We start from the raw sequence: 23,149 nt of genomic DNA on the forward strand, positions 1-23,149 counted from the left end.
CCGACGGGAGTTCATTGCGATGTCCCGCAGCACGAGACGAGGCGCGCTCGCCGCCGCCACCGTCGCCCTCACCCTGACCGTCGCCGCCTGTTCGTCCTCCGGCGACGACTCGTCCGCCGGCCCGACCACGTCCTCCTCCGGCACCGGCTCCGCCGCCTTCCAGCCGCAGCACAAGGGCGGCACCCTGAAACTGGTCGCGCACGCCGCCGCGGGCAGCCTCGACCCGCAGGTCAACTACACGCTCCAGTACTGGCAGCTGTACCAGTCGATGTACGACGGTCTGCTCTCGTTCAAGAAGGTCGGCGGGCAGGAGTCCTTCACCGTCGTCCCGGACCTGGCGACGGCCATGCCGAAGGTGACCAACTCCGGCAGGACGTACACCTTCACGCTCCGCAAGGGCATCACCTTCTCCAACGGCAAGGCACTGACCACCGACGACGTGGTCGCGTCCTTCGAGCGCATCTTCAAGGTCTCCAGCCCCACCGCGGGCACCTTCTACAACGGCATCGTCGGCGCCGACGCCTGTCTGAAGAAGCCGGCCTCCTGCACCCTGCCCAAGGGCGTGATCGGCGACGCGAAGACCGACACCGTCACCGTCAACCTCACCGCAGCGGACCCGGAGTTCCCGTACAAGCTGGCCGTCCCGCACGCGAGCATCCTGCCGAAGGACTCGCCGACGAAGGACGCCGGCACCAAGCCGCTGCCGACGACCGGCGCGTACATGGCCGCCTCGTACGACCCGAACCGCGCGCTGAAGCTGGTGCGCAACCCGCACTTCAAGGAGTGGTCGCGTCAGGCGGAGCCGGAGGGCTACCCGGACGAGATCGACTACACCTTCGGACAGACCGTCGAGTCCGAGGTCACAGCCGTCCAGAACGGCCAGGCGGACTGGATGTTCGACCCGCCGCCCGCCGACCGCCTCAACGAGATCGGCACCAAGTACGCCTCGCAGGCGCACGTGAACCCGCTGACCGCGTTCTGGTACGCGACGCTGAACGTCAACATGGCACCGTTCAACAACAAGTTGGCGCGTCAGGCGATCAACTACGCCGTCGACCGGGCCGCCGTGGTGCGGCTGTACGGCGGCACCAACCTCGCCTCGCCCGCGTGCACGATCCTGCCGCCGGGCTTCCCGGGGCACGTCGACTCCTGCGACTACACCAAGGGCGGCGGCAAGACCTGGTCGGCCGCGGACCTCGCCAAGGCCAAGGAGCTGGTGAAGAAGTCCGGTACGGCGGGGCAGGAGGTCGGGATCGTCGTCCAGGACGACGACGTCAACAAGTCGATCGGGCAGTACCTGCAGAGCCTGCTGACCCAGCTCGGCTACAAGGCGACGCTCAAGCCGCTGTCGGCGAACATCCAGTTCACGTACATCCAGAACACCAAGAACAAGGTGCAGTTGGCGCTGACCTCCTGGTACCAGGACTATCCGGCGGCCTCGGACTTCCTCAACGTGCTGCTGTCCTGCGCCTCTTACCACCCCGGCAGCGACTCCAGCATCAACATCTCCGGGTTCTGCGACAAGGGCATCGACACGAAGATGCAGACCGCGCTGAAGAGCGCGCAGACCGACGAGGCGAGCGCGAACAAGCAGTGGAGCGCCATCGATCAGGACGTCATGGCCGAGTCCCCGGTGGTCCCGCTGATCAACCCGAAGCTGATCGACTTCACGTCGAAGCGGGTCGGCAACTACCAGTTCAGCAAGCAGTTCTACATGCTGGTCGGACAGCTGTGGGTCAAGTGACCGACACCCTGCCCCGGTCGCGGGAGGCCCGGCGCTCGCCGGGCCCCTGGCGGACGGCCGCCGGTGATCTGCTGCGCAACAGGGCGGCGCTCGCCGCGGCCGTCGTCCTCCTGGTCGTCGTGGTGGCGAGTCTGTGCGCTCCGCTGTACGCGGCCCACATCGCCCACACCGACCCGTTCCAGTCCCATGTCTCCGGCACCACGGTCGTGGACGGCAAGACCGTGCCGGTGCTCACCCCGAGCAGCACCGGCCTCGGCCTCGGCGTCACACCCATCGGCCCGACCTGGGACCCCGCCCACTACTTCCTCGGCGCCGACAACCAGGGCCGGGACGTCATGGCACGCCTGCTGTACGGCGGCCGTACCAGTCTCTTCATCGGCTTCACGGCCGCCCTGATCAGCTGCGCGCTGGGGACGGTGGTCGGGGTGGTCGCCGGGTACGCGGGCGGCGCGGTGGACGCGGTCATCTCCCGTGTGCTGGACGTCATCTGGGCCTTCCCGGTCTATCTGCTGGCGATCTGCCTGTCGGTCGTGCTCCTCACCAACGGGCTGCGGCTGGGCCCGTTGACCGTGGACGCGGGGAGCCTGTGGCTGCCGGTCGCGATCATCGCGGCGATCTATGTGCCGTACATCGCGCGGCCGTTGCGCGGTCAGGTGCTGGTGCTGCGCAACAAGGAGTTCATCCAGGCGGCGATCGGCTCCGGCGCGCCCGTCCCGCGCATCCTGCGCCGCGAGGTGCTGCCGAACGTGCTCCCGACGGCGCTCGTCTTCGTGCCGCTGATGACGGCCCTGGCCATGCTCACCGAGTCGGCCCTTTCCTTCCTGTCCGTCGGCGTCCAGCCGCCCGACGCCAGTTGGGGCACGATCATCGAGGACGGCCTGGGCCTGCTCTACACGCGGCCCACCGTGACCATCGCCCCCGGCCTGCTGATCGCGCTGACCACGGCCGCGCTCAACGTCCTGGGCGACGGCGTCCGCGACGCCCTCGACCCGGGCGCCCGGCTGCGCGGAGGGGTGTGAGGCTCGTGCTCCAGTTCGCCGTCAAGCGCTTCGGCTCGGCCCTGCTCGTGATGTTCGCGATCAGTGTGCTGGTCTTCCTGATCTTCTTCGCCACCCCGGGAGTCGACCCGGCGGCGCGCATCGCCGGCCGCAACGCCGACCCCGCGACACTGGCCCAGGTCCGGCACTCCTTCGGCCTGGACCGCCCGCTGCCCGTCCGCTATCTGCTGATGATGCGGCACCTGTTGATCGACCGCGATCTGGAGTCGTTCGTCAACCGCGGCTCCCGTGTCATCCCGCAGATCGTGCAGGCGACGCCCGTCACCCTGTCCCTCGTCATCGGCGCCGCGCTGATCTGGATGACGGCCGGCCTCCTCATGGGCACGGCCGCCGCGACCCTGCGCGGCAAGGCGGCAGACCCGCTGATCATGCTGGTCGGCGTCGTCGGTGTCTCGCTGCCGGCCTACTGGCTGGGCGAGGTCGTCAACCTCATCACGCAGAAGCAGCTGCACGACTCGGTGTTCTCCTGGGTGCCGCCGCCCGGCTACGTCGGCCTGGCCAAGGACCCCGGCCAGTGGGCGCTGCACCTGCTCTTCCCCTGGCTGACCCTGGCCCTGCTGTACGCCGGGATCTACGCCCGGCTGCTGCGCGGCGAGGTGATCAGCGCGCTCAGCGAGGACTACGTCCGCACCGCCCGCGCCAAGGGCCTCTCCGAGCGCCGGATCCTCCTCCGGCACGCCCTGCGCTGCTCGTTGATCCCCGTCGTGTCGCTGTTCGGCCTGGACTTCGGCGCGTTGGTGGGCGGCGCCGCGCTGCTCACCGAGGTCGTCTTCGGCCTGCCGGGCATCGGCAAGCTCACCTACGACGCCCTGCAGAACCTTGACCTGCCCGTGATCATGGGGACGGTCCTGTATGCGGCGTTCTTCGTGGTCCTCGCCAACGCACTCGTCGACATCCTGTACGCGCGACTCGATCCGAGGGCCCGCCATGCCTGAACCTCTGCTGGACGTACGGGACCTGCGCGTGTCGTTCCGCACCCGCACCGGACCGGTCACGGTCGTCGACGGCGTCTCCTTCGCGGTGGCCCCCGGCGAAGTCCTGGGCGTGGTGGGCGAGTCGGGCTCGGGCAAGAGCGTGTCGATGCTGGCCGTGCTGCGCCTGCTGACCAACCCGAACGTGACGGTGTCGGGCCAAGTCCACTTCCGGGGACGCGACTTGCTGACGCTCCCCGACCGGGAGATGCGGGCGATACGGGGCCGGGAGATCGCCATGGTCTTCCAGGACCCGATGACCGCGCTCACCCCCGTCTACACCGTCGGCTGGCAGATCGCCGAGCAGATCCGCGCGCACGAGCAGGTGTCCCGCAAGGAGGCCCGGGCCCGTGCGGTACGGCTGCTCTCGGACGTCGGCATCCCGGACGCGGCCTCCCGCGCCGACGCCTATCCGCACGAGTTCTCCGGCGGCATGCGCCAGCGCGCGGTCATCGCGATGGCCCTGTCCTGCGACCCGGCCCTGCTGATCGCCGACGAACCGACCACCGCTCTCGACGTGACCGTGCAGGCCCAGATCTTGGATCTGATGCGGGAGTTGAACGCGCGCGGCTCGGCCGTGGTGCTGATCACGCACGACATGGGCGTGGTCTCGGAGATCACCGACCGGGTCCTGGTCATGTACGGCGGCCGGGTCGCCGAGGAGGGTCCGCGCCGGGCGGTCTTCCACGGCCCACGGCACCCGTACACGTGGGGCCTGCTCGACTCGGTGCCCCGGGTGGGCGGTGCCCGACTGCGCCGCCTGCCGACGATCGCGGGCATGCCCGTGTCGCCGGGCAGCCTGCCGGCGGGGTGCGCTTTCGCGCCGCGCTGCCGGCTGCGGCACGAGCGGTGCGAGGAACTGCCGGCGCTGGTCGCGGGCAGCGCCGATTTCGAGCACCGGGACGCCTGTTGGCTCCCGCCCGACGATCGGGCGGCCCTGCGTGTGACGGCACGGACGGAAGCGAGCGGCACGGGTACGGCCCAGGAGGTGGCGTCATGACGGCGCAGGACATGACGACCCCGGCCCGCGGCGCCGCGCCGCTCGGCGATGTGCTGCTGCGCGCCACCGACGTCACCAAGCACTACCCGCTGCGCCGCGACGCCCTCGGCCGCTCCCGCAAGGTGCTGCGCGCCGTGGACGGGGTGTCGCTGGAGGTGCGCGGCGGGGAGACCCTCGGCATCGTCGGCGAGTCGGGCTGCGGCAAGTCCACCCTGGGGCGGTGCCTGGTCCGGCTGACCGAACTCACCGGCGGGCGGGTCGAGTTCGACGGGCAGGACATCACCACGCTCTCCGCCCGCCGGCTGCGGCCGGTCCGCCCGGGCATGCAGCTGGTCTTCCAGGACCCGCAGGCCTCGCTCAACCCCCGCCGCCGCGCCGGTGACATCGTGGCCGAACCCCTGCTGGTGCACCGCTACGGCGACGCGGGCGCGGTGCGCCGACGGGTCGCCGAGCTCTTCGACGTCGTAGGACTGGCGGCGGCGCATCTGGACCGCTACCCGCACGAGTTCTCCGGCGGCCAGCGCCAGCGCATCGGCATCGCCCGGGCGCTCGCCACCTCCCCCAAGCTGATCGTCGCCGACGAACCGGTGTCCGCCCTGGACGTGTCCATCCAAGCGCAGGTGCTCAACCTCTTCGCCGATCTCCAGGAGGAGTTCGCGCTCACCTACGTCTTCATCGCCCACGACCTCGGCGTGGTCCGGCACGTCTCGGACCGGATCGCCGTCATGTACCTGGGCGAGATCGTCGAACTCGCCGAGACGGAGGCCCTGTACGAGTCCCCCGCCCACCCCTACACCCAGGCCCTGCTGTCGGCGGTCCCGGACATCGACGACGGCACACCCGACTCCGCCTCGCATCGGGAACGCATCGTGCTGACCGGCGAGGTGCCCAACCCCGTGGACAAGCCGTCGGGTTGCCCCTTCCGCACCCGCTGCCCCTACGCCCGTGAACGCTGCGCCGAGGAACGCCCCCGGCTCACCGTCACCGCCTCGGGCCGCCACACCGCCTGCCACTTCCCCCTCGTCGACTGACAGCGGACACCTCTCAACTCCCCTTGCTCACCCAGGCATTGACCTCATAGCCGATGCGGGCCACGGTGTTGGTTCCCCGCTGCCCCGTCATGCCCGGAGGTCGTCCATGGCACTTTCGCCGGCACCGCACTCCGATACGGAACTCGTCGACCGCGTACGGGCCTTGCGGCCGCTCATGGCCGAACAGGCGCCGCGCACCGAGCAGAACCGGAGGGTGACCGGCGAGGTCGTCACGGCGCTCACGGAGGCCGGGGTCTACCGGATGAACGTCCCCCGGCGGTACGGCGGTTACCAGTCCCGGCTACGCACTCAGGTCGACGTGATCGCCGAGATCGCCGGCGCGTGCGGTTCGACGGCGTTCATGGCGCTGATCCAGGCCGGCTGCTCCTTCATCGCCGCGCTCTTCCCGGACGAGGCCCAGGACGAGATCTTCACCAGCCCCGACATACGGGTGGGCGGCACCCTCATCCCGGACGCCACGGCGGTCGCGACGGACGGCGGTCATGTCGTGAACGGCACCTCGGCCTTCGCGACCGGCTGCCGGGACGCCGACTGGCATCTCCTGACCGCCCGCGTCGAGTCCGGCGAGGGACCGCCCGAGGTGCTGTGGACCGCCGTACCCATGTCCGAACTGGAGATCCTCGACGACTGGTACGTGACCGGGCTGGCCGGCAGTGGCAGCAACAGTGTCGTCGCCCGTGACGTCTTCGTGCCCCCGCACCGGATCCTGCGCGTCGGCCCCCTACTGGGCGGCGAGTTCCCGTCCAAGGCCAACGCGGACGACCCGTTCTACCGGATGCCGGTGCTGCTGCTGTTCGCCGCGTGGACGGCGCCCAACTCGCTCGGCCTGGCGCGGGCGGCGCTGACGGACTTCGCCGAGCGGATCCACCGGCGGGGCATCACGTACACCTTCCACGAGCGGCAGTACGAGGCGGCCGTCACGCATCTGCAGGCGGCCGAGGCGGCGATGAAGATCTCCTGCGCCGAACTGCTGACGAGCGAGTTGGTGGCGCGGATCGAGGCCGGGGAGCCCTTCACCGTGGCGGAGCGCGCGAAGATCCGGGCGCAGAGCGGCTATGTGGCGCGGCTGTGCAAGGAGGCCGTCGATCTGATCGCGTCGGCCTCCGGGGCGTCCTCGCTGCACCGGGAGGTGCCGGTGCAGCGGGCCGTGCGCGATGTGTACGCCCTGAACCTGCACTCCTTCGTCAATCCGGCCACCAACCTGGAGCTCTACGGTCGTGTCCTGTCGGGGCTCGACCCGGGCACGCCGTTCCTCTGAGTCACGCAGCCGTCGGCGTCAGGAGGCGCTCGGGGCGGCCGGGCCGATGCCGCGCAACTGCTGGATCTCTCCGCCCAGTTTGGTGCGGAACTCCTTCAGCTTGGCCGGCTGCGCGCTGACCACCCATCGCGAGCCGACGAGGTGCTGACCGCCGTACCCGCTGGCCGCGTCGAGCCAGGCGAGCTTGTACTTCTCCTCGGGGAACGTGGTGATGACCTGGTCGGCCTTCTTGGTGTGGCACACGCCCTGCCGCAGTTCGTCCGCGTCGACGCGGATCTTGGGCTTGCAGCCGATCAGCCCCGCGATCACCTCGACCTTGGCCGGCGCCACGACCCCGGCCTCGGGGGCGGCGGTCACCGAGACCTTGGCGGTCCCGCTCTCGGCGCGGTCGTCCTCGCCGCCGCTGCACGCCACGGCCAGGGGCAGCAGGGCCAGGCCGCCGACGAGGGCGGCCGCCCGTGGCAGGCGGGCCGTGGACGGGACGCGGTCGACGTCTACTCGCGCTCGATGCTGGAACAAAGCGCCTCCTGCTCCGTGTTGGTTCGACAGGAGGTACGGGTGTGTCCCGGTGGACGTTCAGCCATGGCGCACGGTGATCAAAACCACAGGAGAAAAACGCTAGCGTTTCGATAGTTGCGGGGATACGCTGAAGCCCTAAGGGAACGATACCGTTTCGTTCACGAAGGGCCACGCCATGACCTCCGTTCTCATCGTCAACGCACCCTCACTGCAGCGACTCGGCCTGCGCATGCTGCTGGCCGCCGAGCCCGATCTGACCGTCGTCGGCGAGGCGACGAGCGCGGAAGAGGCGGTCCGCGAGAGTGCCGCGCTCCATCCCGACGTGGTCCTGGTGGACGACCGCTTCTCCCATACGATCGGCGTCGACGCCATCCGCCGTATCACCCGGTCCGGCCGGGTCGGCGAGCGCCAACCGCGCGTGCTGGTCCTGACGCCCGCCGACGGCGAGGCCTACCCCTACGCCGCCCTGCGCGCCGGTGCCGGCGGATTCCTGCGGCCCGACGCCACGGTCGAGGAGCTGATCGCGGCCGTCCGTGTGGTGGCCGCCGGAGATGCCGTGATCACACCCGATCTGACCCGCGCCCTCATCGACGCCGTCCGTGAGGGGCAACCCGCCCGCACCATCCGCGAGGTGGGCCTCGACACGCTCACCGGGCGCGAGCGCGTCATCCTCTCGGGCGTCGCCTCCGGCTGGTCCAACGCCGAGATCGCCGAACGCCTCTCCATCGCCCCGACCACCGTCAAGTCCCACGTCAGCCACATCCTCGCCAAGATCGGCGCCCGGGCCCGCGTGCAGGCGGTGGTCTTCGCCTACGAGTCGGGGCTGGTCCGCCCGGCGGCCTGACGCAACACCGGACGGCCGACCGCGGACGTGCGCGCCACGGCCGGCCGTGTGAACCGAGGTGTCAGGGCTTGACCGGCTTTCCCCGACCCCAGGCCCAGGCGAGGCGGTCGGCACCCGACTGGTTGGTGGTGGCCAGCCACGGGCGGGCGACCGGGCCGGTCAGGGTCTGGATGGAGTAGGTGTCGTCGGTGCGCAGACCCGGCCAGTAGACCGAACCCATCTTCAGCTCACGGAAGGTGTCCGTGACGGCCTGGATGAAGTTGACGAAGTTGTCGTCCGGAGTCGCCTTGTTGTAGTCGAGGCCCGTGGTCATCGGCGCCCCGAACTCGTCGGCTACGGTACGCCCCGCGCAGTCACCGATGCGCTCCTTGAGGTCGGCCACCCACTCGTCGTAGGTGGCGTAGCTCTTCCAGAAGCCGTAGTGGTGCAGCGACAGATACGTCCCCTTCAGGCGCGGGTCGGCGCAGACCGAGGTGACGTGGTCGTTGTAGCCGGCGCCGCTGACGAAGACGCGGTTGCGGGGCACCGAGGGGTAGGTCGCCAGCCACTTGGCGGCGATGTCGGCCCATTCGGTGTCGGTGTAGCCGTGCGGCTCGTTCATCGGCTCGAAGTAGACCAGCGGGTTGTGCTTGTAGGCCTTGACCACGGTGTTCCACATGGGCCAGTAGGTGGTCTCGTCGTCGATGTAACCGTCCTTCTGGGCGCCCGTGCCCTCCCAGTAGGACACGATCACCTTGAAGCCCTGGGCCGAGGCCGCGTCGACGACCCCGCGATACGACTTCCAGTAGGCGCCGTTGACGGTGTACGGGTTGATCGGCAGCCGCACGGTGTTGGCGCCGAGGTTCGTACGGAAGGCCGCGATGATCCGGCTCGTCTTGGCGTACGTCTTCGCGTAGCCGTCGGTGGTCGACAGGCCGGACAGCTGGAGGAGGTCGTCGGCGAAGTTGTCGCGCGGATCAGCCCAGTTGACGCCCTTGAACTGGGTGGTACCGGTGCTCGGCGCGGTGGCGGAGGCGGGGGTGCCCGTGAGGGTGGCCCCACTGATCGCGGTGATCGCCAGCGCCACGAAGGCGGCGCGCAGCCGAGGGGTGAGGCGGCTCGCGGCAGGGGTCTTGCGCATCGACGTGCCTTTCAGGAGGACCGGATGTTTACGTAAACATGTTGTGCGGCAAGAGACGGCGGGAGTGGGGGGACGGATGGCGGACTCGGGATCGCCGCAGCGATGTTTACGTAACCTCGGCGGCGCCGGAATCGTGACATCCGCCTTGGCGACCGTCAAGGTTTCCCACACGTAACATCCGGTGCACGCGGGCAGGTTCGGTACCGGTCGAAGGAGGCACCCGTGGTGGAGCGGGGTGGTTCGGGCGTGCCCGGCGGGCGGCGCAAGCAGCGCGTGTCCATGGCGGACGTGGCCCGGCTCGCGGGTGTGTCGTCCCAGACGGTCTCACGGGTCTCCAACGGCCAGCCCGGGGTGGTCGGTTCGACCCGGGAGCAGGTGCTCGCCGCGATGCGGGAGCTGGGCTACCGGCCCAACAGCGCGGCGCGCGCGCTGCGTTACGGCCAGTTCAACACCATCGGCGTGATCCTGTTCAGCCTCTCCTCGACGGGCAACAGCCGTACCGTGGAGGCGATCGCGACGCACGCGGCGGCCGAGGGGTACGCGATCACACTGATCCCGATCGACGTCCCGACGCAGGACAACGTGCTCGGGGCCTTCACGCGGATGGGCGAGCTGGCCGTCGACGCCGTGATCGTCATCATGGAGATCCATCTCCTCGACACCGGTACCGGGTCCTTCCAACTCCCGCCCGGGGTGCACGTCGTGGTCGTGGACTCGGACGCCGGCGACCGCTACAGCGTGGTCGACACCGACCAGAGCGAGGGCGCCCGCACGGCCGTACGCCACCTGCTCGACCTGGGCCACCGCACCGTATGGCATCTGACCGGGCCGGAGACGTCCTTCTCGGCGCAGCGCCGGACCGAGGCGTGGCGGGCCGCTCTTGAGGAGGCGGGGTGTCCGGTGCCGCCGCCGCTGCACGGTGACTGGTCGGCCGAGTCGGGGTACGCGGCCGGTCTCGCGCTGGCCGAACAGGCCGACTGCACGGCGGTGTTCACGTCCAACGACCAGATGGCGCTGGGTCTGCTGCGTGCCTTCCACGAGCGGGGGCGGTCCGTGCCGGACGACGTCAGTGTGGTCGGGTTCGACGACATCCCGGACGCCGCGTACTTCGTGCCGCCGCTGACCACCGTCCACCAGGACTTCGCCGAGGTGGGCCGTCGGTGTGTGCGCAAGGCGCTCCAGCAGATCCGCACCGGCGGCGGCTCCCGCCCCGGCACGGATCTGGTGCCGGCCCGACTGCTGGTCCGGCGGAGCACGGCGGCTCCGCCGGACCAGGGGCTGTCGTTTGGATCAGGTCGGCTGTGAGGCTCGGTGTGTCCTGGCCGAGCCGAGCGCCCGCGACGCCGAGCTGATCCAGACGACAGCCCCTAAGCGTCAGGCGATCGCCGCCGCGAGCAGCTCGATCTGCTCAAGACCCGAACCGGTGGGGACGAAGATGAGCTCGTCGCAGCCACTGGCCTCGAACGCGGCGGCGTACGACTTGACCATGTCGGGGGTCACCGCGGCGCTCGCGGCGATCTGGGCGGCCACGTCGCCCATGATGCCGTAGTAGTCCAGGAGGTAGCCGTCCGCCTGGGCGCGGGCGTTCGGGCCGAGCCCGAAGTAGGCCAGGGACAGCTTGCGGGGCTTGCCCGGGCGTCCGGCCTCCTGCCAGGCGGCGTCCACACCGGCCGCGGCCTCCGCGAACATGTCGGGCGAGCCGCCGCCCATGATCCAGCCGTCGGCCAGCCTGGCCACCCGTCGGAAACTGATGTCGGTCGAGCCGCCGAGGATCAGCTCCGGACCGCCGTCGCGTACGGGCGTCGGCCCGATCCCGCCGGCGAATCCGCGCTTCTCGCCGGCCCAGATGTGCTTCATCTCCTCGATCTGCTCCTCGAAGCGGCGCCCCCTGCCCTTGGTGGACAGGCCGCTGGCCGCGAAGTCGTCGTCACGCCCGCCGAGCCCCGCGCCCAGGACGAAGCGTCCGCCCGAGATGCGTTCGAGTGAGGCCGCCTGCTTCGCCAGCAGCGCGGCGTTCGCGTACAGCGGCGCGAGCAGCACGCTCGTCGTCAGGCGGATCCGGCTGGTGACCGCGGCGGCCGCGGAGAGGGCGATCAGTTCCTCGTAGCCCTGGTACACCAGCCTGCCGATGGTGCCCAGTGTGCTGAATCCCGCCCCCTCGGCCTGTCGGGCCCAGTCGAGCAGATTCTGTGGTTCGGTGCCGGGAACCGTGTTCGGAAGGCCGATCCCGATGTCCATCTGTTCCTCCGGTCATAGGAACTCGTTTCGCCCCCATCATGCGCACAGGTGACGGTCCGGCGACCGCTCGTGGGTCAGATTCCGACACCGGCCGGGTGATAGGCCGGGCGACGGCCCGCCCAGCCGAGCAGCACCACGGAGCACGCCGCCGCGAGCGCGCACCAGGTCGAGACGAACTCCGTCCGCCACAGCGCCGAGCAGATCACCGCACCCACGGTGACCAGCACCCCTAGCCCCACCAGCCACCGGTCCCCGGCCAGCAGCAGCGCGCCGACGGTGGCGATCAGGTAGCTCGCGATGAGCAGGCGCCCGTTCTCCAGCCCGACGACGTAGCCGACGGTGTGGCCGCGGATGTCGGCGCGCACGGTACGGGTGGCCAGGCTGTAGGCCAGCACGGCAGCGGTCAGGACGCCGGAGGCCAGCGGAACCATCAGCCGGGGTCTGGCGTGCGAGGGCGCGGCGCACAGGACGGCGACGGGTACCCACACCGCCAGCAGCGGCAGGGCGATGACGGCCCAGGCGACGGTGGCCGGGCCGGTGCCGCCGCCGTTGCGCCAGACCTGGGCCTCGACCAGCTGGTGGGCGCCGAGCAGCAGGGGCAGCGCGGCGAGGGGTACGTCCCTGCGACGACGGGTCCGTGCCACGCAGACCGCGCCGACGGAGGCGATGGCGGTACCCGCCCAGAGATCGGCCGTCGCACTCCAGCACATCGCGTCACCATCACCTCGACCGTCACGGCCTCCTCTGGGGCACCCACCACGCTATGACCCAACTCCTCCCTCTGCCATCCTGACCCTCGTGCCGAACCCCGCCCCCGTCACCCCGGACGCGCCCACCGTCATAGGCGCCCCGCTCCTCACCCAGCAGTGGCTCGACCTCACGTTCATCCACTGGGCCGTCCAACCGGACGTCGTGGCACCGCTGTTGCCACCCGGCACCGTTCCGGACACACACGACGGGCTGACCTTCGTAGGGCTCGTCGCCTTCCGGATGGACCGGGTCGGCTGGCTGCGGCTGCCCGGGGTGCCGTACCTCGGGACCTTCCCGGAGACCAATGTGCGGCTCTACTCGGTGGACGCGCACGGGCGGCGCGGTGTCGTGTTCCGCTCGATGGACGCCTCGCGGCTGATCCCGGTGGTGATGGGCCGCCTCGGCTTCCGGCTGCCGTACCTGTGGTCGCGGATGACCGTCCGCGCGGACGGCGACACCGTCGCCTACCGCAGCTCCCGCCGCTGGCCCGGCCCACGCGGCGCGCACAGCCGCATCACCGTGCGGACCGGCGAACGCATCGGGGAACCAACGGAGTTGGAGCACTTCCTCACCGCCCGCTGGGGCATGCACAACGCCTTCTTCGGCGGCGCCGACCCCCTGGCCTTCCTCCCGAACGACCACCCGCGCTGGCCGCTGTACCGCGCCGAACTCCTCACCTGCGAAGAGAACCTCGTCACCGCGGCCGGACTGCCCGCCCCCGTCGACCCCCCGGTCAGCGTCCTGTACTCCCCCGGCGTCCCGGTACGCCTGGGCCGCCCGGCCCGCCCGGCAGGCATCCCGACACCCTGAAGCGACGCGGAGGGAGACGCGATGACGTCGAAGGCGGCCAGGCGCAGGTCCAAGAAGAACCAGCAGATGTGGGCGTCGAGGGCGGCACAGCGGAAAGCGGCGCAAGAAGGCACGGCAGCCGACTCGTGGCCACGGCTGAAAGCGGTCACCCGCGCCATGGCAGCCGTGGCAGCCCTCCTCGGCCTCCTGTACCTCGGCGTGTTCGCGGGGTGGATGCTCGCCGGAGCAGTCGGACTGATCGGGACACCCGGCCGCCTGCACGTGGAGTCGTGCCGGGCCACCCATGTTCCGAAGGCGTCCACGGAGTGCGGCGGTGAACTCCGGTCACCCGGTGGCCAGTTGGCGGACCCCGACGCGGTCATCCTGGGCAACTACCGGGTCGGCACCACGATCTCGGTACGTGACGAGCCGGTGATGGGCCTCGAAGAGGTCGGGTTCCGGCCCGTGGTGGGTTGGGCGACGCTGACGACGGTGACCCCGCTCACCTTTGTGATCTTGATACGGGAGGGAGTGCCCGTGCCCGGCCCACTGGGTCGCCTCCCCGAAGTGGTGGGCGGCCGATGGCCCGTGCGCTGTCTGGGCGCGATCGTGGTCGTCGGGGCGCTGACATACGGCGTGCCCCTCGTCTACGGGCTGATCACTTCCTTGTTCCAGAACTGATTCGGGCCGGACGGCACCGGGGCCTTCGCCGTCACCGGTCGGCGAAGACCCCGGGATCAGGGATGCGGTCAGGCCGTGTGCAGGGTCAGGCCGTAGCGGTTGAGGATCTCGTTGATGGGCTGGAACCAGGTCTCGCCGCCGCTGCTGCAGTTGCCCCAGCCGCCGGAGGTGACGCCCTGTGCCTGGTCGCCGCTGATGAACGACCCACCGGAGTCGCCCGGTTCGGCGCAGACGCTGGTCTTGGTGAGCTGATGCACCGCGCCCTGGCTGTAGTTGACGGTCTCGTTCAGGGCCAGCACGTTGCCGCAGTGCCAGTGGGTGGTCGAACCCGAGCGGCAGATGGAGGAGCCGACGGGCGCCACCGCCGAGCCACGCACCAACTGGTCGGAGACGGTGCCCCAACCGAGCACGACCGGGACCGTCCACCAGCCGCTGCCCACGTTGACCCAGGCGTAGTCGTTGTCCGGGAACGAGGAGCCCTGGAAATTGCCGACGTAGGAGCGGTCCCAGCCGTAGACGGCGGCGGAGGGCTGACCGCAGTGCCCGGCGGTGACGAAGCCGCCGTACACCGAGAACCCTATGGAGCAGCGGACGTTGCCCGTGTAGTACGGGTCGCCGCCGACCGTGCCGGCCGCGAAGGTGCCGGGCGCCGAGGCGACCGTCTCGACGGTGACCGGACCCGTTTGGCGGGCCTGGGACAGGAAGGTCCGGACATCGTTGTCAGCACGGTCGCTCTTGACCACCTCGACGACGACCGTGCCGGCTGTCGGATCCACGTGCCAACTGCTCACGCCGGCAGGGGCGTTCAGCCGGTCGATGCGTGCCTTGGTCGCGTCGAGTTCTCGAGCGCTGTGCCGGACGGTGCGGATCGTGGCGCCGGTGGCACGGACGGCCTGGCGGGTGGCGGCGGAGGCGTTCGAGGTGACGGCCACGGTGAGCCGGTTGCTCGTGGCGTCGAACCAGGAGCCGCCGTACGCCGCTCCGGCGGCCTTGCGCGCCTTCGGGTCGATGTCCGTGGCGGTCTTCTCGGCCTTCAGGCGGGCCACGGCCTGGGACTTGGTCAGGCCGAAGTCCCGCTGCATGGCCGACAGCAGTCCGGCCGAGGCGGGTTGGTGGTCGGTGGGGGAAGCGGCGGCGTCGTTCGCCACCGCGGGGAGGGTGCCTGCGGCGGTCCAGGTGCCGAGCATCAGCAGGGCGGCCAGGCCGGCGTGCATGAGTCGCTTGCGTCTCAAGGGAGTTGCCCTTCGTCGTTCCAACAAGGTGGGGGTGGAACAGCGGGTGCGTGAGAGCGCTCTCAATCGTGCGCGGCAGAGTTTAGCGGCGATATTCGGTCAGGTCCATGCCAATCACGAGGACAGTTTCGACCGAGAGGGAAAGCCACCTCGATCGGCGCACCGCGCGGCTCGGGGCCCGGCCGGCGGGCCGTTGTCAGTACCCCGCGTTACTGTGCGGACATCTGACCTCTGCCCCTCATCGGGAGGCACTCATGACGTCACGACTCAACCCCTACATCAGCTTCGACGGCGATGCCCGTCAGGCGCTGGAGTTCTATCAGGAGGTGTTCGGCGGCGAGCTGGCGCTGAACACCTTCGGGGAGGCCGGCCTGCCGGACGCCTCTCACGCCGACAAGATCATGCACGGCATGCTGGAGACGCCCGGCGGCTTCACCCTCATGGGCGCGGACACCCCGCCCGAGATGCAGTACACCCCCGGCGGCAACTTCTCGGTGAGCCTCAGCGGCGACGACGACGCCGACCTGCGCGGCTACTGGGAGAAGCTGTCGGCCGACGGCACGGTGGTCGTGCCGCTGGACAAGCAGATGTGGGGTGACGTGTTCGGCATGTGTACCGACCGGTTCGGCATCCCGTGGATGGTCAACATCGGCCAGGCACAGGACTGACGGCCGAGCGTCACCGCAGCCAGGGCGGCGGCCCCTCGAAGGCGAGTTGGTGTACGTCGAAGAGGACCGCCGCCTCGACACCGAGCGCCGGGCCCGCCATCCCGGCCGCCCAGGTCAGGAAGGGCCGGGGTTCGAAGCCCTGCGCCCCGAGCCCCTTGGTGTACTCGGCGTGCGCGGCCAGCGAAGCGATCCCCCGCTCCAGCGGCTCGCCGGTGATGTCCACGCCGTGACTGGGCCGCTCGGCGCCGGCGAAGCACACCGCGCGGACTCCGCTCCAGGGTTCCAAACCCTCCTCGGCGAGCTCCGGGAAGATCCAGCGGTTGCCGGCGTCCCGTGCCGCGTCCAGCGCGGCGAGTCCGACCACGCGATGGTCGGCCTGGTTGGTCATTCCGCCGATCATGCGGACGCTGAACGCCCCGGACACGACCACCTCCGGGCGGTGCCGGCGGATCGCGCGCACGATGTCACGGCGCAGCGCGGGGCCGTACTCGACGATCCCGTCGGTGTGGTCGAGGAACTCCACCGTGTCCACGCCGACCTCACGCGCCCCGGCCCGCTCCTCGGCTTCCCGCAGCGGGGCGGCCTGGTCCGGGTGCAGTCCGTCGATGCCCGCCTCGCCGCGCGTGGCGAGCAGATACGTGACCCGTTTCCCCTGGGCCGTCCACCGGGCCACGGCGGACGCCGTCCCGTACTCGATGTCGTCCGGATGTGCCGCCACGGCCAGACATCGTTCCCAGTCCTCCGGCAGCACCGGGAGGGCGGATCCGGCGCCGAATGCGCTCGCGTCGTCGAGAGTCGTCATGTCCGAATGATGACGGTCCCGGCAGCTGTACCGATAGAGGCGCGTATATCCGATTGGCGCTGCCCCTAGGGGCGTGATTCCGGCTCAGCGCGCCTGGCGCAGCGCCCTGGACAGTCCGAGCGCGGCGGTGCGTACGGCCGGGGCGAGCTGGGCGGGGCTGAAGCGGGCTCGTGGCACGGCGACCGAGAGTGCGGCCACGGCGATGCCGCCGCCGTCGAAGACCGGGGCGGCGATGCAGCACACGCCCAGCGCGGCCTCCTGCTCCTCGTAGGCGAGGCCCGCGACCTGTGCCTGTTCGACGGCGGTGCGCAGCCGCATCGGGTCGGTCACGGAGTGCGCGGTCAGGCGTGGGAGCGGCTCGGCGAGGATCCGCTCGGTTAGCTCCGGGCCCGAGAAGGCGAGCAGCGCCTTGCCCACACCCGTGCAGGTCAGGGGGAGCCTGCCGCCGACCCGGGACGGGAGGGGCAGCGGGTCGTGGCCGTGGACGCGCTCCAGGTAGATCACGTCGTGGTCGTCGCGGACACCGAGGTGGACGGTCTCGTGCGTGGCCTCGTAGAGGTCCTGCACGAAGGGCAGTGCCGTCTCGCGCAGGCCGTGGCGGCGGGGCACGAGCGTGCCGAGTTCGAAGAGCTTGCCGCCGAGCCGGTAGACCGCCCCGGCCCGCTCAAGGAATCCGAGCCGCACCAGGTCCGCGGCCAGCCGGTGCGTGGTGGTCTTGCTGAAGCCGGTGAGCTCCGCGAGTTCCGTCAGACGGTACGAGCCGCCGTCGGGGCGGTAGCAGTCCAGGATGACCGCCGCTTTGTCCAGCATGTTGCCCTGGTCCGTGTTCCGTAGCACGGAACAATAATTGCCGCTGTGTCCCGATCACGTCTATACCGGACTTCATCACACCTTCGTACGTCCCTTGGAGTGGTCGCATGCCGACACCCCCCAGCGCCGACCGGCCGACCGCCGCGGTGGTCAAGGCCGCCGACACTCTGGCCGAGGCCGCCCGCACCGGAGTGCCCTGTCCTGCGGTCCGGTCCCTGCTGCCCGACGGAGACATCGCGGCCGCCTACGACGTGCAGCGTCTCAACGTGGCGCGGACCCTGGAACAGCGCGGCAGCCGCGTCGTCGGCCGCAAGATCGGCCTCACCTCCCCCGCCGTCCAGCGCCAACTCGGCGTGGACCAGCCGGACTTCGGCGCGCTGCTGACCGACATGGCCGTCCCCGACGGGGGCACCGTACCCGCCGGTCGGCTGCTCCAGCCGAAGGTGGAGGCGGAGGTCGCGCTCGTGCTGGGCGCCGATCTGCCGGACACCCGGATCACGGTGGCCGACGTGCTGCGGGCCGTCGACTTCGCGCTGCCCGCGCTGGAGATCGTGGACAGCCGGATCGACGGCTGGGACATCACCCTCGTCGACACGGTCGCCGACAACGCCTCCTCCGGCCTCTTCGTCCTCGGCACCAGTCCGGTGCCGCTGACCGCGCTCGACACGCGCGGGGTGCGAATGACGCTGTCTCGCGCCGGCGAGCAGGTCTCCACGGGCACCGGCGCCGACTGCCTCGGTGGCCCCCTCAACGCGGCCGTCTGGCTCGCGTCGACCCTCGCGGCGGCGGGCGACCCACTGCGGGCCGGCGACGTCGTGCTCACCGGCGCGCTCGGTCCGATGGTGGCCGTCAACCCGGGTGACGCCTTCGAGGCCCATATCTCCGGGCTGGGGTCGGTGCGGGTCGCGTTCGCGGCGGCGGAAGCGTCCACGGATGCCGGATCGGACGTCGGTTCGGAAGTCCGCCCGGATACTGGTTCGGAAACCGGCGCCTCTTCAGAAGGGGACCGGCGATGACCGACGCCCTCCCCCAGGCCCCCGCACAGGGCCGCACGCAGGCCGGCGCAAAGGCCCGCACCAAGGTCGCCGTCATCGGCTCCGGCAACATCGGCACCGACCTCATGATCAAGGTCCGGCGCATCTCGGACGTCCTGGAGATGGGCGCCATGGTCGGCATCGACCCGGACTCCGACGGCCTGGCCCGGGCCCGGCGCTTCGGTGTCGCCACCACGCACGAGGGCGTCGACGGCTTGGTGCGGCTGGACGAGTTCGAAGACATCGGGATCGTCTTCGACGCCACCTCGGCGGGCGCCCACCACCACAACGACCGGGTGCTGCGGGCCCTGGGACGCCGGGTGGTGGACCTGACGCCGGCCGCGATCGGCCCGTACGTCGTGCCGTCCGTCAACCTGGACGAGCACCTGGACTCCACGAACGTCAACATGGTCACCTGCGGCGGCCAGGCCACGATCCCGATCGTCGCCGCCGTGCGCGCGGTCACCCCGGTCCACTACGGCGAGATCGTGGCCTCCATCTCGTCCCGCTCGGCAGGCCCCGGAACCCGCGCCAACATCGACGAGTTCACCGATACGACCGCCTCGGCCATCGAGAAGGTGGGCGGCGCGGCCCGCGGCAAGGCGATCATCGTGCTCAACCCCGCGGAACCGCCGCTGATCATGCGGGACACCGTCTACTGCCTGGTCGGCGACTGCGACGACGCGGCAGTGACCGCCTCAGTGGAGGAGATGGTGGGCCGGGTGCAGGCGTACGTGCCGGGTTACCGACTCAAGCAGAAGGTGCAGTTCGACCACGTAGCCGACGACGATCCGCTGCGCGGACTGCTGCCCGCCGCCACCCGCGGCCCCGCGGCCCGGGTCTCGGTCTTCCTGGAGGTCGAGGGGGCCGCCCACTACCTGCCGTCGTACGCCGGCAATCTCGACATCATGACGTCCGCGGCGCTGCGTACCGCGGAGCGCATGGCGACGCACCGCACCCCGGAGGCGGCCAAGTGACCAGGCTGTACGTGCAGGACGTGACCCTGCGGGACGGCATGCACGCCGTCCGCCACCGCTACACCGTCGAGCAGGCGCGCACCATCGCCGCCGCCCTGGACGCGGCCGGCGTCGGCGCGATCGAGATCGCCCACGGCGACGGCCTGTCCGGGTCCAGCGTCACCTACGGCGTGGGGGCGCACACCGACTGGGAGTGGATCGAGGCGGTGGTCGGCGCCATGCACCAGGCCGTGCCGACCACCCTTCTCCTCCCGGGCATCGGCACCGTGCACGACCTCAAGCAGGCCCACTCGCTGGGCATCCGCTCCGTACGGATCGCCACCCACTGCACCGAGGCCGACATCTCGGCCCAACACATCTCCGCCGCGCGGGAGTTGGGCATGGACGTCGCAGGTTTCCTGATGATGTCCCACATGGCGGAACCGGCCGAACTGGCCCGCCAGGCCAAGCTGATGGAGTCCTACGGCGCCCACTGCGTCTACGTCACCGACTCCGGCGGGCGCCTCACCATGGACGGCGTACGCGACCGATTCCGCGCCTACCGCGACGTGTTGGACCCGGCCACCGAGACCGGCATCCACGCCCACCACAACCTCGCCCTCGGCGTGGCCAACACGGTCGTCGCCGTCGAGGAGGGCGCCACCCGCGTCGACGCGTCCCTCGCAGGCCAGGGCGCCGGAGCGGGCAACTGCCCCCTGGAGGCCTTCGTAGCGGTGGCAGACCTCATGGGCTGGGACCACGGCTGCGACCTGTTCCCGTTGATGGACGCGGCCGACTACGTCGTACGACCGCTGCAGGACCGCGACGTACGCGTGGACCGCGAGACCCTCACCCTCGGCTACGCCGGCGTGTACTCCAGCTTCCTGCGCCACGCCGAGACGGCCGCCGCACGGTACGGCCTCGACACCCGCTCGGTCCTGGTCGAGGTCGGCCGACGCGCAATGGTCGGCGGCCAGGAGGACATGATCACGGACATCGCGCTGGATCTGGCGGGGCGGAGTGAGGGCTGAGGGCTTCAGGGCGCCTCTGTCGCCAAGTCCGAACGGGCCGTCCGGTGAAGGGCGTTGACGGCGTCGACGACCGGCGGACCCAACGCCCGGTGTTCGACGTCCGGGCTCCCTCGGATCAAATTGTCCACTCGCAAGGGGGGTGGCCTGACGCATCCCCCTTCGCCCTCATCCCCCAGGGCTCGCGCAGATGTCTTCCGGCGGGCGGAACGTGCGGTCGCCGCCCGACTCTCCGTTCGCCTCGCCCCGTACTGTCTCCAACTGGCCCAGCAGCGAGGCGAGATGACGCCGGGAAGGGTCCCGGAAAAACTCCAGCACGGCCCGGTGGAAGGCGTCGCGCAGTCCGGGTGCCATCACGTCGGAGGCGTCGAAGCACAGGGTGCGGGCGCCGGAGGTCAGCAGGGAGTGGATCTCCTGCTCGTTCGGGTCCGTGAACGTGGTCGGCGGCAGCCCGGCCGGGTCCGGGAACAGCGGCCGGACCGCCGGGTCCGCCTCCGCCCGCCAGATCTCCCGGCCGGCCGGACTGGAGAGCCGTTCGACCAGTACCTGGGCCGCCGGGTCGTCGCTGAACACGGCGGCCATGTCACCCGAGACCTCGAACGTGTCCCGCTCCTCGGGCCGCCCGTCCAGATAGCGGGCCGACGGCTCCACGCGGACGTCCTTGCCTGCGTACACGTACCGGATGAAGGCGCTCTGGTGCTCGTGCGTGCAGTCGAAGCCGGGTGAGCCGAGCAGACCGCGCGGCTGTCCGCCGGGGCCGGTCGCGCCCTCGAACGACGTGGTCAGGGAATGCTCGACGGAGGCCGGGGAGCGCTTGCCGAGCAGTCGCGCCCAGGTCGTCCAGGCCCGCTCGACGGCCGGAGCGCGCCAGTCGAGCCGACCGGTGGCCCACCGGGTGTAGACGTCGGGGCCCGCCTGGTGCAGCAGGATGTCCTCGACCCAGTCGGTGCCGGGCCAGCCGGAGGTGGCCTGCGAGGCCATCCCCACGCACCACTTCGGGTCCGCGCTCGATGCGCCCTCCTTGCTCCACACCAGGCTCTTCAGGTCGACCTTCAACGGCACCCAGTACGTACGGCGCCTGCTGTCCACGAGCAGGGTCGGCGACCACGGCGCGTAGGCACGTTCGGCGCTCTCCTCGGCGAGGGGCACCAGCTTGTCGCGGCGTGCGTACTCGGTGAGTTCGCCGATGCTGTTGAGGATCGCCACGTCCGGCGGATCACCGGCCTCCAACTGCGAGACGAGCGTCTCACGCAGCGAGCGGGTGCCCTCGTAGGTGTACCTTCGCCCGGTCCCGTCGTCCAGTTCGGCGAGGGCGGCCTCGAAGGCCTCGCCCTCCTTGCCGGTCCACGGGCCGAGCACGACCAGCGGGTCACGGGGGTTCGACGTGCAGCCGGGGACGAGGGCGAGCAGACAGCCCGCGAGAAGGACACGCAGCGGGCGGAGGAGGAAGCGGCGCATGGACCGGTTCACGAGACGGCTCCCGGGCGGGTGACGACGAGGTACTCGCGGCGGTAGCCGTGCAGGGCGCCGACGATCAGGGCCGCGGCGGCCAGGCCGGCCGGGAACACGAAGGGGGCGGCCCCGTCCAGGAAGGCGAGGCGCCCGTCGGCCAGGCCGTCGTCGATCCGGGCCCGCAGGACCTCGATGGCACGCGGGTCCGGGCCTCCGAAGGGCCGCTCTTCCGCGATCACCTCGATCCGCGGCGAGGTCCGCTCGGCGAGCGCGTCGGCCAGGGGGACGGCCGCGTCCTGCGCGTGCTGGGCGAGCAGCGCGTCCGCCGTCAGGAGCGGTACAACGAGCAGTGGCACGGCGGCGGCCACCAGCGGGACACTGAGCCGGATCCGGAAGCGGCGGCGCAGGAAGGACACCGTCCGCCACAGTCCGGCGGCGAGCAGGAGGAAGGCGAGTCCCGCGACGACCGCGGCGGCGAGCACGCCCGCGCCCCAGGCGGCCCGGTGCGCGAGCCGTTCTCGCAACTGGCGTTCCAGGCCCGACACCCGGTCGACGATCGAGGTGGCACTGGAGCCGGTCGCGGCCGGGCACGGCGGATAGGCGTCGTCGGCGTCCGCCGCGACGGGCGCCGAGCAGAGCATGCTGCGCGCGTAGGTCAACTCGGCGGCGCGCAGCACCGGGTCGGCCGCGTCGCCCTGCGCCCGACCGACCCAGCCGGTGTAGTCCACGACCAGCGCGGAGACCACCCGCAGTTCCTGCTCCTCGGCGACGGTCAACGCCCCGCTGCGGGTGACCTGGTTGAGGCTCTGCGTCGCCCGCGCCACCCGCGTCCGGTATCGCTCGCTCAGCCCGCCGAGCTCCGCCGCCCGCCCCTCGGCCAGACTCCGTTCGGCCTCGCCCTGCGCGACCAGCAGCGAGTTCCTGGCGTCCGCGAGGTCGACCAGCGCGGGCACCAGCCGCTCCCGTATGTCGGCGGAATCGTCGCGCACGCCCGCGTACGCCCATCCGAACGCCCCGAAGACCACCACGGCGAGCAGCGGCAGGGCCACCAGCCGGTCGTGCAGATACGGGCGGTTGCGGCGGCCGGTGGCCGCCGGCCAGGCGTAACGGTAGGCGCGGCGGGCAAGCTCGCCGACCACCGCG

Annotated in this window: 23 protein-coding genes; 14 read left to right on the forward strand and 9 right to left on the reverse strand. The window is 71.0% G+C overall.

The window, feature by feature from the left end; all coding sequences use genetic code 11:
• Positions 1 to 19: 19 nt before the first annotated feature.
• The 6 genes from M2283_RS32085 (at position 20) to M2283_RS32110 (ending at position 7,083) form a co-directional block, all read left to right on the forward strand.
• The gene (locus tag M2283_RS32085) at positions 20 to 1,744 is read left to right on the forward strand and encodes an ABC transporter substrate-binding protein (protein ID WP_280879951.1); all 1,725 of its coding nucleotides are present in this window, start codon (positions 20 to 22) and stop codon (positions 1,742 to 1,744) included.
• Positions 1,741 to 2,763, forward strand: coding sequence for an ABC transporter permease (locus tag M2283_RS32090; RefSeq protein WP_280879952.1), 1,023 nt, complete (start codon positions 1,741 to 1,743; stop codon positions 2,761 to 2,763). Before M2283_RS32085 ends, M2283_RS32090 begins: the two co-directional genes overlap by 4 nt.
• Complete coding sequence (locus M2283_RS32095; protein ID WP_280879953.1) at positions 2,760 to 3,737, forward strand: ABC transporter permease; 978 nt, start codon at positions 2,760 to 2,762, stop codon at positions 3,735 to 3,737. Before M2283_RS32090 ends, M2283_RS32095 begins: the two co-directional genes overlap by 4 nt.
• Positions 3,730 to 4,773: an ABC transporter ATP-binding protein gene (locus M2283_RS32100; RefSeq protein WP_280879954.1), complete on the forward strand. Its 1,044-nt coding sequence runs from the start codon at positions 3,730 to 3,732 to the stop codon at positions 4,771 to 4,773. Before M2283_RS32095 ends, M2283_RS32100 begins: the two co-directional genes overlap by 8 nt.
• A complete protein-coding gene (locus M2283_RS32105) occupies positions 4,770 to 5,804 on the forward strand; it encodes an ABC transporter ATP-binding protein (protein ID WP_280879955.1) in 1,035 nt (344 codons plus the stop codon). Before M2283_RS32100 ends, M2283_RS32105 begins: the two co-directional genes overlap by 4 nt.
• Before the next feature lie 106 nt (positions 5,805 to 5,910).
• Positions 5,911 to 7,083 carry an acyl-CoA dehydrogenase family protein gene (locus M2283_RS32110; protein ID WP_280879956.1) on the forward strand — a complete coding sequence of 391 codons (1,173 nt, stop codon included), beginning with the start codon at positions 5,911 to 5,913 and terminating at the stop codon, positions 7,081 to 7,083.
• Between the two features lie 18 nt (positions 7,084 to 7,101).
• Here M2283_RS32110 and M2283_RS32115 read toward each other — a convergent pair whose 3' ends face one another.
• Positions 7,102 to 7,602 carry a hypothetical protein gene (locus M2283_RS32115; protein ID WP_280879957.1) on the reverse strand — a complete coding sequence of 167 codons (501 nt, stop codon included), beginning with the start codon at positions 7,600 to 7,602 and terminating at the stop codon, positions 7,102 to 7,104.
• Positions 7,603 to 7,777: 175 nt separating this feature from the next.
• Here M2283_RS32115 and M2283_RS32120 point away from each other — a divergent pair, with 175 nt between their 5' ends.
• Positions 7,778 to 8,446, forward strand: coding sequence for a response regulator transcription factor (locus tag M2283_RS32120; protein WP_280879958.1), 669 nt, complete (start codon positions 7,778 to 7,780; stop codon positions 8,444 to 8,446).
• A gap of 61 nt (positions 8,447 to 8,507) precedes the next feature.
• On the opposite strand, the gene M2283_RS32125 is transcribed toward M2283_RS32120, so the two are convergent.
• Positions 8,508 to 9,566, reverse strand: a complete 1,059-nt coding sequence (locus tag M2283_RS32125) for a glycoside hydrolase family 5 protein (RefSeq protein ID WP_280879959.1) — start codon at positions 9,564 to 9,566, stop codon at positions 8,508 to 8,510.
• Between the two features lie 222 nt (positions 9,567 to 9,788).
• Here M2283_RS32125 and M2283_RS32130 point away from each other — a divergent pair, with 222 nt between their 5' ends.
• Positions 9,789 to 10,871 (forward strand): LacI family DNA-binding transcriptional regulator, encoded by a 1,083-nt coding sequence (locus tag M2283_RS32130; RefSeq protein WP_280879960.1) that lies wholly within the window; start codon positions 9,789 to 9,791, stop codon positions 10,869 to 10,871.
• A 69-nt stretch (positions 10,872 to 10,940) separates the two neighbouring features.
• On the opposite strand, the gene M2283_RS32135 is transcribed toward M2283_RS32130, so the two are convergent.
• On the reverse strand, positions 10,941 to 11,804 hold the full coding sequence (locus M2283_RS32135) for an LLM class flavin-dependent oxidoreductase (RefSeq protein WP_432423158.1): 864 nt from the start codon (positions 11,802 to 11,804) through the stop codon (positions 10,941 to 10,943).
• Positions 11,805 to 11,878: 74 nt separating this feature from the next.
• On the reverse strand, positions 11,879 to 12,514 hold the full coding sequence (locus tag M2283_RS32140) for a DUF6629 family protein (protein ID WP_280879961.1): 636 nt from the start codon (positions 12,512 to 12,514) through the stop codon (positions 11,879 to 11,881).
• Between the two features lie 88 nt (positions 12,515 to 12,602).
• Here M2283_RS32140 and M2283_RS32145 point away from each other — a divergent pair, with 88 nt between their 5' ends.
• Both M2283_RS32145 and M2283_RS32150 read left to right on the forward strand, forming a co-directional pair.
• A complete protein-coding gene (locus M2283_RS32145; RefSeq protein WP_280879962.1) occupies positions 12,603 to 13,364 on the forward strand; it encodes a YqjF family protein in 762 nt (253 codons plus the stop codon).
• 21 nt (positions 13,365 to 13,385) lie between these two features.
• Positions 13,386 to 14,024 carry a hypothetical protein gene (locus tag M2283_RS32150; RefSeq protein WP_280879963.1) on the forward strand — a complete coding sequence of 213 codons (639 nt, stop codon included), beginning with the start codon at positions 13,386 to 13,388 and terminating at the stop codon, positions 14,022 to 14,024.
• Between the two features lie 68 nt (positions 14,025 to 14,092).
• Here M2283_RS32150 and M2283_RS32155 read toward each other — a convergent pair whose 3' ends face one another.
• The gene (locus tag M2283_RS32155) at positions 14,093 to 15,256 is read right to left on the reverse strand and encodes a S1 family peptidase (protein WP_280879964.1); all 1,164 of its coding nucleotides are present in this window, start codon (positions 15,254 to 15,256) and stop codon (positions 14,093 to 14,095) included.
• A 254-nt stretch (positions 15,257 to 15,510) separates the two neighbouring features.
• On the opposite strand from M2283_RS32155, the gene M2283_RS32160 reads away from it, so the two are divergent.
• Positions 15,511 to 15,924, forward strand: a complete 414-nt coding sequence (locus M2283_RS32160; protein WP_280879965.1) for a VOC family protein — start codon at positions 15,511 to 15,513, stop codon at positions 15,922 to 15,924.
• 10 nt (positions 15,925 to 15,934) lie between these two features.
• Here M2283_RS32160 and M2283_RS32165 read toward each other — a convergent pair whose 3' ends face one another.
• Together M2283_RS32165 and M2283_RS32170 are read right to left on the reverse strand one after the other, a co-directional pair.
• A complete protein-coding gene (locus tag M2283_RS32165; protein ID WP_280879966.1) occupies positions 15,935 to 16,726 on the reverse strand; it encodes a PIG-L deacetylase family protein in 792 nt (263 codons plus the stop codon).
• An 84-nt stretch (positions 16,727 to 16,810) separates the two neighbouring features.
• Positions 16,811 to 17,536 carry an IclR family transcriptional regulator gene (locus tag M2283_RS32170; protein ID WP_280880061.1) on the reverse strand — a complete coding sequence of 242 codons (726 nt, stop codon included), beginning with the start codon at positions 17,534 to 17,536 and terminating at the stop codon, positions 16,811 to 16,813.
• Positions 17,537 to 17,643: 107 nt separating this feature from the next.
• Here M2283_RS32170 and M2283_RS32175 point away from each other — a divergent pair, with 107 nt between their 5' ends.
• Genes M2283_RS32175 through dmpG form a run of 3 tightly spaced genes read left to right on the forward strand, consistent with a single transcriptional unit; the run spans position 17,644 to position 20,557 of the window.
• Positions 17,644 to 18,552, forward strand: coding sequence for a 2-keto-4-pentenoate hydratase (locus M2283_RS32175; protein WP_280879967.1), 909 nt, complete (start codon positions 17,644 to 17,646; stop codon positions 18,550 to 18,552).
• The gene (locus tag M2283_RS32180) at positions 18,549 to 19,547 is read left to right on the forward strand and encodes an acetaldehyde dehydrogenase (acetylating) (RefSeq protein ID WP_280879968.1); all 999 of its coding nucleotides are present in this window, start codon (positions 18,549 to 18,551) and stop codon (positions 19,545 to 19,547) included. The genes M2283_RS32175 and M2283_RS32180 overlap by 4 nt, the downstream gene beginning before the upstream one ends.
• On the forward strand, positions 19,544 to 20,557 hold the full coding sequence (gene dmpG, locus M2283_RS32185; protein ID WP_280879969.1) for a 4-hydroxy-2-oxovalerate aldolase: 1,014 nt from the start codon (positions 19,544 to 19,546) through the stop codon (positions 20,555 to 20,557). The genes M2283_RS32180 and dmpG overlap by 4 nt, the downstream gene beginning before the upstream one ends.
• 165 nt (positions 20,558 to 20,722) lie before the next feature.
• Here the strand turns inward: dmpG and M2283_RS32190 are convergent, their stop codons facing one another.
• Positions 20,723 to 22,024, reverse strand: a complete 1,302-nt coding sequence (locus M2283_RS32190; RefSeq protein WP_280879970.1) for an extracellular solute-binding protein — start codon at positions 22,022 to 22,024, stop codon at positions 20,723 to 20,725.
• A complete protein-coding gene (locus M2283_RS32195; protein WP_280879971.1) occupies positions 22,021 to 23,145 on the reverse strand; it encodes a hypothetical protein in 1,125 nt (374 codons plus the stop codon). Before M2283_RS32195 ends, M2283_RS32190 begins: the two co-directional genes overlap by 4 nt.
• Positions 23,146 to 23,149 lie beyond the last annotated feature (4 nt).

The organism is Streptomyces pseudovenezuelae, assembly GCF_029892565.1.
Classification (GTDB): Bacteria; Actinomycetota; Actinomycetes; order Streptomycetales; family Streptomycetaceae; genus Streptomyces; species Streptomyces pseudovenezuelae_A.